This is a genomic window from Haliea sp. (assembly GCF_040222615.1).
Taxonomy (GTDB): Bacteria; Pseudomonadota; Gammaproteobacteria; order Pseudomonadales; family Halieaceae; genus Haliea.
Map to the genome: position 1 here is coordinate 1 of NZ_JAVKCQ010000179.1, position 11,214 is coordinate 11,214.

The 11,214-nt window shown below is 65.5% G+C and carries 11 protein-coding genes; 6 read left to right on the plus strand and 5 right to left on the minus strand.

Features of this window, described 5'->3' with window-relative positions; all coding sequences use genetic code 11:
* The 4 genes from RJQ10_RS14550 to edd form a co-directional block, all read left to right on the plus strand.
* Positions 1-494 (plus strand): alpha/beta hydrolase fold domain-containing protein (locus RJQ10_RS14550; RefSeq protein ID WP_350147858.1); only part of this gene is annotated, 494 nt, incomplete at its 5' end.
* A 5-nt stretch (positions 495-499) separates the two neighbouring features.
* Complete coding sequence (gene zwf, locus RJQ10_RS14555; RefSeq protein WP_350147860.1) at positions 500-1,954, plus strand: glucose-6-phosphate dehydrogenase; 1,455 nt, start codon at positions 500-502, stop codon at positions 1,952-1,954.
* A complete protein-coding gene (gene pgl / locus RJQ10_RS14560) occupies positions 1,947-2,636 on the plus strand; it encodes a 6-phosphogluconolactonase (RefSeq protein WP_350147862.1) in 690 nt (229 codons plus the stop codon). The genes zwf and pgl overlap by 8 nt, the downstream gene beginning before the upstream one ends.
* Complete coding sequence (gene edd, locus RJQ10_RS14565; protein ID WP_350147864.1) at positions 2,629-4,443, plus strand: phosphogluconate dehydratase; 1,815 nt, start codon at positions 2,629-2,631, stop codon at positions 4,441-4,443. The genes pgl and edd overlap by 8 nt, the downstream gene beginning before the upstream one ends.
* 21 nt (positions 4,444-4,464) lie before the next feature.
* Here the strand turns inward: edd and RJQ10_RS14570 are convergent, their stop codons facing one another.
* The 5 genes from RJQ10_RS14570 to RJQ10_RS14590 form a co-directional block, all read right to left on the minus strand.
* Positions 4,465-5,664 carry an iron-containing alcohol dehydrogenase gene (locus RJQ10_RS14570; RefSeq protein ID WP_350147866.1) on the minus strand — a complete coding sequence of 400 codons (1,200 nt, stop codon included), beginning with the start codon at positions 5,662-5,664 and terminating at the stop codon, positions 4,465-4,467.
* 236 nt (positions 5,665-5,900) lie between these two features.
* Positions 5,901-6,683: an acetoacetate decarboxylase family protein gene (locus RJQ10_RS14575; RefSeq protein WP_350147868.1), complete on the minus strand. Its 783-nt coding sequence runs from the start codon at positions 6,681-6,683 to the stop codon at positions 5,901-5,903.
* A gap of 48 nt (positions 6,684-6,731) precedes the next feature.
* Positions 6,732-7,613 carry an SDR family NAD(P)-dependent oxidoreductase gene (locus RJQ10_RS14580; protein ID WP_350147870.1) on the minus strand — a complete coding sequence of 294 codons (882 nt, stop codon included), beginning with the start codon at positions 7,611-7,613 and terminating at the stop codon, positions 6,732-6,734.
* 1 nt (position 7,614) lies between these two features.
* Positions 7,615-8,583, minus strand: coding sequence for a Rieske 2Fe-2S domain-containing protein (locus RJQ10_RS14585; RefSeq protein WP_350147872.1), 969 nt, complete (start codon positions 8,581-8,583; stop codon positions 7,615-7,617).
* The gene (locus RJQ10_RS14590; protein WP_350147874.1) at positions 8,580-9,812 is read right to left on the minus strand and encodes an amidohydrolase family protein; all 1,233 of its coding nucleotides are present in this window, start codon (positions 9,810-9,812) and stop codon (positions 8,580-8,582) included. The genes RJQ10_RS14585 and RJQ10_RS14590 overlap by 4 nt, the downstream gene beginning before the upstream one ends.
* Before the next feature lie 116 nt (positions 9,813-9,928).
* On the opposite strand from RJQ10_RS14590, the gene RJQ10_RS14595 reads away from it, so the two are divergent.
* Both RJQ10_RS14595 and RJQ10_RS14600 read left to right on the plus strand, forming a co-directional pair.
* Positions 9,929-10,546 carry a TetR/AcrR family transcriptional regulator gene (locus RJQ10_RS14595; protein WP_350147876.1) on the plus strand — a complete coding sequence of 206 codons (618 nt, stop codon included), beginning with the start codon at positions 9,929-9,931 and terminating at the stop codon, positions 10,544-10,546.
* A gap of 91 nt (positions 10,547-10,637) precedes the next feature.
* Positions 10,638-11,214, plus strand: a 577-nt coding sequence (locus RJQ10_RS14600) for a PKD domain-containing protein (protein WP_350147878.1), incomplete at its 3' end; no start/stop codon positions are given.

The window sequence follows — 11,214 nt, forward strand, 5'->3', positions numbered from 1 at the left end:
CAGGGGACAGCGCCGGCGGCCACCTCGCCGCCTGCACTGCCCTGACCCTCGACCCCGACACCCGGACGCGCCTCGCCGGTGCGCTGCTGATTTACCCGGTTGTGGACCACTACAGCGCACCCTATGCTTCCTACGTGGAGCGGGCCACGGGACAGACCCTGACCAGCGCGCTGATGCGCTGGTTCTGGGATATTTGGCTTGCCGGCGGGGGCGTGGAACAGGCCGCTGCAGCAGGCGCCATGCCCGCGCGCGACCCGGGACTGGCAGCGATGCCTCCCAGTCTGGTGATCACTGCCGAGCGAGACCCCCTGCGCGATGAAGGTTTACAGTTCGCAGAACGGCTGCGCACAGCCGGCGTGACTGTCACCAGCGAGCACTACAGCAATGCGGAACACGGCTTCGCCTGCTCCGAGGGTCCGACGCCGGATTTCGTCCACGCCCTGACGCTGACGGCGGGCTGGTTGCGCGCGCTGCCACGCACTGTTGAGGATTGACTGCAATGACTGACATGGTCGACCTGGTAATCTTCGGTGGCACCGGGGATCTATCCACCCGCAAGCTGCTGCCAGCCCTGTACCAGCTGCACCGCCACGGTCTCGCCGATCGCCTGCAGCGCATCATCGCCACTGGTCGCCGCGACATGGACTCGGATACGTTCCGCAGCGAGGCCCATGCCAACCTGCAGACTTACGTTGCGGAAAAGGACTGGGACACAGCGGTCTGGGAGCGCTGCTGCCAGCACCTGCACTATGTCCGGGTGGATGCCAGCGATGGCGGCGACTACGAGAACCTGAGCCGCTTGCTGGACACGGACGGCGCGCCGATCAGGCTGTTCTACCTCGCCACTCTGCCGGCACTCTACGGCACCATCTGCAGCCACTTGCAGCAGGCTGGCGCGGTGCAGACCAGGAGCCGGGTGGTGCTGGAGAAGCCCCTGGGGCACGACCTCGCGTCCTGCCACGAGATCAACCTGCAGGTTGCCAGCGTCTTCCCGGAGGAAGACACCTTCCGTATCGACCACTACCTGGGCAAGGAAACCGTGCAGAACGTGATGGCTGTGCGCTTCGGCAACCCGCTGCTGCACCCGGTGTGGAACAACACCTTTGTCGACAACGTGCAGATTACCGTGGCCGAGGAAATCGGGGTGGAGGGCCGCGGCGGCTACTATTCCAGGACCGGCGCCCTGCGGGACATGGTGCAGAATCACCTGCTGCAGGTCCTGTCCCTGGTGGCGATGGAACCACCCACCAGCCTCGACCCCACGGATATCCGCGACGAGAAGGTCAAGGTCCTGCGCTGCCTGCAGCCAATTACCGCCGCCAACGCCAAGGAGCGTACGGTGCGCGGGCGCTACGATGCCGGTGCGGTCAAGGGCGAGGCGGTAAAGGGCTTCCTCGAGGAAGCCGAGTACAAAGATGCCAGCGGCACCGAGACCTTCGTCGCGCTCAAGGCCAGCATCAACAACTGGCGCTGGGCCGGGGTGCCCTTCTACCTGCGCACCGGCAAGCGCCTCAGCCGGCGCTACTCCGAGATTGTTATCGAGTTCAAAAAACTGTCGTTTTCGCTGTTCGCCAACGACCCCAACGAACTGACCAACAAGCTGGTGATCCGGATCCAGCCCGAGGAAACCATCAGCCTGCACACCCTCAACAAGAAGCCGGGCCTGACCCGCAAGCTGCGCCTGCAGCCGGTGGAGCTGCACCTCACCGAGGACCCGGCGCAGAAGGGCGTGAGCTATGACGCTTACGAGCGACTGCTGCTGGACGCCATCAGTGGCGACCAGACCCTGTTCATGCGCCGGGACGAGGTGGAAACCGCCTGGCACTGGATCGACTCCATCATCGCCGCCTGGGAGGAGGCGGGTACCCCGGTGAAGCCCTACAACTCCGGCACCATGGGCCCCGGCGCCGCCACCGCCCTGGTCGCCGTGGACGGTCGCAGCTGGTATGAGTGAGTGGCGCCAGTTCCACAGCCGCGCGGAACTGGATGCGGCGCTGGCAGCGCAGCTCGCCGCGGAGCTGCGGGCCGACCTCAGGGCTCACCCCCGCAGCAGCATCGCGGTGTCCGGCGGCAGCACGCCCCGGAACATGTTCGGGGCCCTGGCCGCGGCTGAACTGGACTGGGAGAGGGTGGCGATCACCCTGGTCGATGAACGCTGGGTGGACCCCGATGACCCGGATTCCAACGAGGCCCTGGTGCGTGGCTGCCTGCTGCAGGCGCGGGCGGCCGCCGCGGATTTCGTGGGCCTGAAGACCCCCGGCGCGGACTGCGATGCCGCCGTCGCCGACGTGGCGGCGCGGCTAGAGCACCTGTCGCGCCCGTTCACCGCCGTGGTGCTGGGGATGGGGGGCGACGGCCATACCGCCTCCTGGTTCCCGCAGGCGCACGACCTGGGCATGTTGCTGGACCCCGCCAACCCGGCCCGGGTGGCCGCTACCGACCCGGTCACCGCGCCACATCCACGCATGACCCTGACCCTGGCTGCGGTACTGGACAGCCGCCATATCCACCTCCACATCACCGGCGCCGGCAAACGCCAGGTGCTGGAAGCCGCGGTGGACCGCGGCTATCCCGTGGCCAGCGTACTGGCCCAAACCAGGACACCCCTGACCATCTGGTGGGCTCCCGATGACTGATCCCCGGTTGCAGCAGATCACCGACCACATAGCCGAGCGCAGCGCCGACTCCCGTCGGGCCTATCTGGAGCGCATCGCGAGCATGCGCCACCAGGGCCCCCAGCGCGGCAGCCTGTCCTGCAGCAACCTCGCCCACGGCTTCGCCGCCTGTGAGCCCGGGGAAAAGCAGGCGCTCAGGCTTGTGGAGGCGGCCAATATCGGCATCGTCAACGCCTACAACGACATGCTCTCCGCGCACCAACCCCTGGGGGAGTACCCGGAGATCGTCAAGCGGGCGGCCCACGCCGTGGGTTGTACCGCCCAGGTTGCCGGCGGTGTCCCCGCCATGTGCGACGGCGTTACCCAGGGCACAGCGGGGATGGAGCTGTCCCTGTTCAGCCGCGACATCATTGCCGGCGCCACCGCCATCGCCCTTTCCCACAATATGTTCGACGGCGTGCTGTGCCTGGGCGTCTGCGACAAGATCGTCCCGGGACTGTTGATCGGAGCTCTCAGTTTCGGCCACCTGCCGGTCGTGTTCGCACCGGCGGGCCCGATGAGCAGCGGCCTTGGCAACAGCGACAAGGCGCGGGTCCGGCAGCTGTTCGCCGAAGGCAAGGCCAGCCGCGAGGAGCTGCTGGAAGCGGAGGCCGGCGCCTACCATGGCAAGGGCACCTGCACCTTCTACGGCACCGCCAACAGCAACCAGATGCTGATGGAGGCGATGGGGCTGCACATCCCCGGCGCCGCTTTCGAGCCACCGGATACAGCGCTGCGCCAGTGCCTGACCGAGACCGCCGCGCAGCGTCTTTGCAAGATTACCGCGCTGGGCAGGGAATACACGCCGCTGGCCGAGGTGGTGGATGAGAAAGCCATTGTCAACGCCATCGTCGCCCTGCTGGCGACCGGAGGCTCCACCAACCACAGTATTCACTGGATCGCGATCGCCCGCGCCGCCGGCATCATCATCGACTGGCAGGATTTCAGCGAGCTGTCCGCCATCACCCCGCTGGTGAGCCGGGTCTACCCCAACGGCAGCGCCGATGTGAACCATTTCCACGCCGCCGGCGGCACCGCCTTCGTGATTCGCACCCTGCTCGACAGCGGCCTGCTGCATGAAGATGTGCTGACCAACTGGGGGCCGGGGCTGCGCCACTATACCCGTGAGCCGCGCCTTGCCGGCACCGGCCTCGACTACGTCGACGGCGTCGCCAGCAGCGCAGACCCGGCGGTGCTGCGCCCGGCCACAGGGCCGTTTTCAGCGGAGGGCGGCCTGCGCCTGCTGCAGGGCAATCTCGGCCGGGCTGTTATCAAGGTCTCCGCGGTGGCGGAGGAACACCGCGTGATCGAGGCCCCGGCCAGGGTGTTCGATTCCCAGGAGGCACTCAAGGATGCCTTTGACGCCGGCGAGCTGGAGCGCGACCTGGTCGCCGTGGTGCGTTTCCAGGGGCCCCGGTCCAACGGCATGCCCGAGCTGCACAAGCTGACTCCCTACCTGGGTATCCTCCAGGACCGCGGCTTCCAGGTGGCACTGGTTACCGACGGGCGCATGTCCGGTGCTTCCGGCAAGGTCCCGGCCGCCATTCATGTCAGCCCTGAGGCCATAGCCGGTGGCGCGCTGGCGCGGGTGCGCGAGGGCGATATCATCCGCCTGGACAGCGAACGGGGGGAATTGCAGGCGCTGGTGCCTGCGGACGAGTGGCGCGAACGGCAGCCCGCCCAGCGCAGTGATGACAGCTCGGACTACGGCACCGGGCGCGAGCTGTTTGGCTTTATGCGGGCCGCGGTCAATGAGGCCGAATCCGGCGCCACCGTGTTCCACGGTTGAAACGCGACTCTGGCGGCAACCTCAGGCGGTAATCTTGCGGAGAATATCCAGGGTGGGCTCCCGCTCCAGCAGCTTCGGTACCGGATAGCTCTCACACTCCTTGAGTGCCAGGCCTGCCAGGTAATCGTAGTCCTGGGCACGGATCCTGTCGGTGGTCTCTGGCAGCCCGACATCAGCGCGCAACTGCACCACCGCGGCAATGAACTTGCCCGCCAGGGTATCAACCGGCTCGCCGGCGGTGCCCACACCCGCCAGCAGGGCCAGTTCCGCCAGCGCCTCGCCGGCTTCGACCCGGCAGTACTCCAGCACGTGCGGCAGCACCAGGGCATTGGCCAGGCCGTGGGGGATGCCGTACTTGCCGCCGATCTGGTGGGCGATGGCGTGCACATTGCCGACGTTCACCTGATTGATGGCGATGCCGGCGTAATAGGCCGCCAGGGCCATGGCGTCGCGGGCCTCGCGATTGGCACCGTCGGTCACCGCGTCGCGCAGGTGCCGGAAAATCAACCGGGCCGCCATGGCCGCGTGCTCCTTGCGGGTGCCCCGGTCCCAGACGCAGATGTACGCTTCGATAGCGTGGGTCAGGGCGTCGATACCGGTGGCGGCGGTAATCGGCGCCGGCATACCCAGCATCAGGTCGGAGTCCAGCGCCACCGCCGCCGGCAGCAGGCCGGCCCCGGAAATCACGCCTTTCTCCAGGGTCGCGCTGTCGGAGATCACCGCGCCCACGGTGGCTTCCGAGCCGGTGCCGGAAGTCGTCGGGATCGCGTACAGCTTGGGCACTTCGTGCCTGACCTTGCCAAAGCCCACCCAGGTCTTCGGGTCCTCATCGCTGCTGGCCGATGCGGCAATGATTTTCGCCGCGTCGATGGAGGAACCGCCGCCTATGGCCAGCACGGCATCGCAATGGTACTCCAGCATCAACTTGCGCCCGGCCGCCACCTGGTCATAAGTGGGGTTGGGCTCGACGCCATCATAGATCACGATCTCCACCCCCGAGCCCGCCAGGGCCGCCGTCGCCTGGTCGACGATACCGAGATCACGCAGCGGCTTGTCCGTCACCAGCAACAGTTTGCGCACGCCGCTGCGGATGATATGGCGGCACAGTGCCGCGGCGCTGCCGCTGCCGGTGTACGCCATGTAGGCGGGACTGGGGCCGAGGCCGGCCAGGGTTTTCATTAAAAACAGGGTAAAGGCGTGCTTGATCTTGCGCAGGGACATCAGCGGCTCCAACGTGGGCGTCTATCAGTATACGGGGTACATATTACGCCAGTATGGCCAAGTCCGCCGCGGGAAACCATCCCTGCCAGGCCTGCATCCTCGGGTCTGCAGGAAACCGCAGCAGTTGCTGACGCGCGTGAGCCGGCCAGTGATCAAGCACACAAACACCCTGCCCGAGGGAGTCGCCAGCGGCGATGCACAGCCCGCCGCTGGTACCGGGTGAACAGACGGATACTTCAGCTGCGGCGCGGACCGCCGCGGGTTCCCTGCCAGCGGGAGCCGGAAATCGTGTCCGTGAATGGCATGAAGCCCTCCGGGTCAAGCGGTCCGGCGAGGGTGATTTCCCGGTCGAGAAAGGTGGGCCACCACAGGTGTGCGGAGACCTGCTCGCGCAGGGGCAGGCGGCTGGCCAGCGGATCCCAGGGGCTGTCGCGGAGGACCAGCTCACCTTCGATACTCTCCCGCCAGGCGGTGCCGTACTTGCTGCGCACGTGAACCACATGGGGGGGGAAGTCGTAGCCCCTGGCCGGGTCCGGCATGACCCCTACCGCCAGGGAGAACTTCACCCACCACTCGTGCATGTCGAACTCCGGAAGAGGCTCGTTCTTGCCGCTGGAGGTACCGCGGAACTCCACGAAGGTATAGCCCTGATGGGTGGACCGGGCACTGACGTTGGCGCCCTGGCGGTAGTATTCGGTGGTGCAGGGGTACTTCGGCTGGCCGTTGTGGTCCCGGCTGATAAAGATGGCCGACTCCTGGTCGATACCGTAGCCCAGGGCATACTCGCCCGCGATCCCGTTATAGTCTGCATCCACCGTCTGCAGAATGCCGTATTCCGGCTCATCCGGGACCGGCACGTTATAAATGGTCAGGGTGACATGGGGTTTCGCGCCGGGCTTGATGCCCGGGGGCAGCACGGCGGCAATGGCTTCGGGATCAGTGCGATAGACGATCTTCAGCATCGGCCAGTTGCCGATATCACCGGGGCTGCCCTGGGGCGCGTTTGCTGTATTGGACATCTCTGAGCTTCCTGTTTTGCTGTTATCGGGGAAGGAGCTGGTCTCGATTTACCCGCCGACCATGTTGGGCACCGGGGTGTCGCGGTTGAGGATCATCTCGGCCCGGGCACGGATTTTCTCGTCGGTTTCCGGCGTCGTGGCCAGCAGCCAGAAGGCATCTCGCTCCAGCCCTTCCACGGCCATCGCGGCGACCTCGTCGGGGTGGGTTGTCTTCAGCTCGATACCGTATTCCGCCGCCATGCGCTTCATGTCGTCCACCGAGCTGATGCCCGAGGCGTTGCCCTCGACCTCTTTCTTCAGTGCCTCGGGCCGCACCCGGCCGGAGTTGAAGAGCCCGGTTTCCACCACGTGCGGGCCGGGGAACAGGGCGCTGACCTTCACCGGGCTCTGGGCCGCCTGCAGCTGGTAGTGCAGGTTTTCGGTAATGGCGTGCACCGCCGCCTTGCTGGCGGTGTAGATCGGCGCGTCCGGGAACACCAGCAGGGCGCCGTTGCCCGAACCGGTGACCACGAAATGCGCGGGCTCGGCTGCCGCCACCAGCCGCGGCATGAAGGCGCGGATGGTGTTGATCACGCCCCAGATGTTGACGTTGAAACACCACTGCCAGTCCTTCTCGGAGTAGTCCCACATGGCGCCCGACTCACCGGCGCCGATGCCGGCATTGGCGAATACCAGCTGGATTCCGCCGAAGTGCTCGGCTGCGATGTCCGCCAGGTTCTCCAGGCTGGCGACGTTGGTGACGTCGCAGGACGCCACCCGGGCCTCAATGCCCTCGGCCGCCAGGTCCCGGTCAATGGCCTCCATGGCCGCGGCGTCCACATCACCAATCACGATGCGGGCGCCGCGTCGACCGAGGGCGAAGGCCAGGGAACGGCCAACGCCGCTGGCGCCACCGGTGATTACTGCCACCTTGTCCTTGAAATCACGCATCTCAGGCAATATCCCTTACGTCAATATAGAACTGGCGCACCCACTTGCGGTACAGCACCAGGGTCTTGTCCTCGCGGCAGAACAGCGGCTTGTGCTTGTGCACTTTGTTGGCCCAGATCGGGTAGTCGTCCTGGATACCGGCGATGATGCCTTTCATGACCTCGTCGCCCGCCAGGTCCTCGATTTCCCGTCGCACCGACAGGGTCCAGCGCAGCAGGGTGGTGTGCTTGTCGATGGGCTGGGAGCTGTTGTAGACCACCATCTCCGCACCCGGGCCGTAGGAAGTGCGCACCACCGCCAGCCCCGGGTTCAGCACCATCGCGTGCAGCTTGTGTGGAACCGCGGCCTGGGCGGCATCTGCCCGCAGGTGCAGGGTGCGCCCATCGTCATCGATAGTCACTTCCGAAGGCGGCACATCCGGCTGCCGGTGAACATAGCGGAAGTGCACCGGGTCGCAGGAGTTTTCCGCGATATCCTGGATATGGGCGGGCACTTCAAACTCCGCGTAACGCGGCGCCGTCCAGTTGTCGTCACCGAGCTCGGTCAGTACCGGCAGCTCCCACTTGGGCTCCAGGTTCTGGGGGTGGAACCAGATGTAGATCTCGCCGTTCTGCTCGCCGGTGTGCCAGGTGCGGATGCGGGCGCGCTCGGGAATCTCATCGCAGTAGGGGATTTCCACGCACTGCCCCGTGGCGTCGAAGCGCCAGCCGTGGAAGGGGCAGCGCAGGGACTCGCCGACTACACTGCCCTCCACACCCAGGTGGGCGCCGAGGTGAGGACAGAACGCGTCCTGCAGCACTGCCCGGCCCGAGCGTGTGCGGTAGAGGGCAAACTCGCGGTCGAACGCGTGCACGCGCTTGACCTCGCCCACCTGTAGTTCGTGGCTGCGGGCGACGGAGTACCAGCCCATGGGAAAATCCGGGGTGGTGTTGGTCTTGGATTCACAGGCTTCAACTATCTTGGTCGTCATGCGGCTTCTCCCCTGACATGGAAGATGGAAGTACTGGGGCCGATCCGGTCGGCAACGGTCTGCAGGCGGGCGCGGTCCAGCCCATACCAGGCGACGGCGTTCTCACCGAGAATCTTGCGGCCGTCGTCCTCGGGCACCCCGGCGAAGGTCTCCCGGAGGTATTCCCCCGTGTGCGGCCAGGTGCCCTCCGGGTGCGGGAAATCGCTGCCCCACATCAGTTTGTCGACCCCCAGTACCGTGCGCAGGTCGATATCCTGTCGCGGCACACAGGACGCGCCGACCGCGATATTGCGCTGGAAGTACTCGGTGGGCGACATGGAGAGATGACTGCGGAAATCCCCCAGCTTGGCGGAAAACTGCACATCGTGGTAGTTGTGATCCAGCAGGCGCAGCCAGGGTGGCAACATGAACACGGTGCCGCCCTCCGTCATGACGACTTTCAGGCGCGGGAAGCGCTCGAATACCCCACCCCAGATCATGAAGGTCAGGGGCCGGTACAGCCACCACATGACCTCCGATACATAGATGCCCATGGCGCCGGGCAGCTCGTCGCTGCGATCCTCCTGGGGCCACTGCTTGCCGAAGTATTCAGGATGCGGGGCGGGACCGGAGTGGAAATGGATGATCACGCCCAGGTCCTGGCAAACTGCCCAGAACGGATCGTATTTGGTGTCGTGGTAGGGCGCGTGCTCACCCCACAGGGTGGGAATCATCACTGCCTTGAGTCCATTGTCGACACACCAGCGCACCGCGTCCACCGCCTGCTGCACGTCCCACAGCAGGGGAATGGAGGCGACACCGATGTGACGGGCCGGATTGTTGGCGCAGAATTCCGCCAGCCAGCGATTGTGGGCCATGGCGCCGGCCCACTGCAGCTCGGGCACCTGGTCCCGGGGTGACAGGCCGAGACCGGCGCCGAAGGGCGGCGTGTTCATCTCGGTGATACCGTCCGGGAAAATGATCTCCGCGGCGATGCCGTCCTCATCCAGCATCTTCACCCGCTCCTGGTAATCCCAGGCCCCGGTCAGCTGCTTCTGGATGGGCGCCCGCCAAGCATCGTTGATTTCCTGGATCAGGAAACTCTTCTCAGCCTTCTGCATGAGCTCTACCTGGACAGGCACGGCCATCTCCAGCATGTCGTGATACTTCGACTCGACATAGGGCTTGTAATCGGCGATGTGGAGGCCGGCGTGGCAGTCCGAGGACACCACTAGCAAACGATCAGACATGACTTTACTCTCTGTAACCTGTTGTGATTGATGAAGTGCACGCACGCGCAAACTTGCACATTTGTCTACAAATTAGTTTAATGGCTGCTGAAATGCAACCGGATTACGGAAATTTCATGGGCATAGTTGAGGCACCACAGGGGCGCAGGGAGAAGCGCAAGCTCGAGACCCGTGCACGCATTGAGGATGCCGCCTACGAGCTGTTCCGGCGCCAGGGAATAGACGAGACCAGCATCGAGCAGATCTGTGCCGAAGCCGATGTGGCCCGGCGCACCTTCTACAGCTACTTCCCCAACAAGCACGCCCTGCTGGGTGGCCTGGGAGTATCCCGCCTGTACAGCCAGTCCGGTCCGATGCTGGAGGCTCTGATCAGGAATCACACCGACACCCGGGGCCGCCTGGAGGCCATGATCGCCTTCATCGAGACCGCCTTTGCCGGCTACGAGGACATCGACCGGCAACTGATCCTCGCGGCACCGACCGTCTTTGCGAACGACCCAGAGACCCAGCGCGAGATCAACAACTCGGCCCTGGACAGTTTTGCCCGCCTGTTTACCGCCGGCCAGGAGCAGGGCGATACCCGCGCAACCTTCAGCCCCGAAATCCTTGCCTCCATGGTCGTCGGCACCCTGAACGTACTTACGGTGAGCTGGGCCATCGACAGCAACTACCCCATCTTCGAGAAACTTGAGGAGGCCAGGGGCATGTTCGAGAGTATTGTCTGCCGTCAGTAGTTACCGGCGGGGATCAACCTCTCCAGGCGATGCAATTGGCGAGCTGAAGCCTTACACTTTCACACCGTTGCTTTGCGCAGAAGAGGCCGCCATGCTGGTCAATTGCCAACGCCGTCCGCTGGTCGTGCTACTCCTGACCCTTGCAGTAACCGCCTGCGGCGGCGGAGGCGGCGGCTCACAAACCGCCCAGCCCCCGGCACCCAACCAGCCGCCGGTCGCCGTCATCGCCGGGCCCGCCAGTGCGGATATCGGCGACACCGTGGTCCTGGATGGCAGCGGGTCCAGCGACAGCGATGGCAGCGTCGTCAGCTACCAGTGGCAGCAGACAGACGGGCCGGATGTGGAGCTGGCCGGCAGTGACAGCGCCGAGGCGAGCTTCATCGCCCCCAGCGTCAATGGCGATACCGCCCTGGTCTTTTCTCTCACCGTTACCGACAACGATGGGGCGCAGGCGAGCGGCAGCACCAGTGTTGCGGTTGCGGGCAGCGCCGGCGGCGTGACTTTCGGCCTCAGCGGCAGCGTCCTGGCATCCAGCAACCAGGCCGTGGACGGAGACACCAACGATACTGCCAACATCTATCTGGCCAACGACACCCTGGCGACCGCCCAGCCCCTGGCCAACCCCATCACCCTCGGGGGCTACGTCAACCAGCCCGGCACCGGCGCTG